Origin of the sequence: Mesorhizobium sp. M7A.F.Ca.MR.176.00.0.0 (assembly GCF_004023165.1) — a bacterium.
Taxonomy (GTDB): Bacteria; Pseudomonadota; Alphaproteobacteria; order Rhizobiales; family Rhizobiaceae; genus Mesorhizobium.
On sequence record NZ_RZTC01000345.1, the window covers coordinates 1 to 227 of the forward strand.

At 63.0% G+C, this 227-nt stretch carries 1 protein-coding gene; it reads right to left on the reverse strand.

The annotated features are described in order from the left end of the window. Positions 1-227: Ig-like domain-containing protein (locus EOB59_RS35170; protein WP_164895884.1), on the reverse strand; the 227-nt coding region annotated here is incomplete at both ends.

Below are 227 nucleotides of genomic sequence, written 5' to 3' on the forward strand. Positions count from 1 at the left end.
ATGTCGACCAGGATGGAGCCGGTGGTGGTGTTGCCGTGGGCGTCGGTCACCGTATAGGTGAAGCTGTCCTTGTCCTGCTCGGTGGTGATGCCATTGTTGGTCGTCGCACCATCATAGGTCTGGGTCAGCGTGTAGGTGTAGGTGCCGTTGGCGTTGAGCACCAGATTGCCGTAGCTGCCGCTGGCCGGCGAGGTCAGCGTATAGGTGTACGGGCCGGTGCCGCCGGC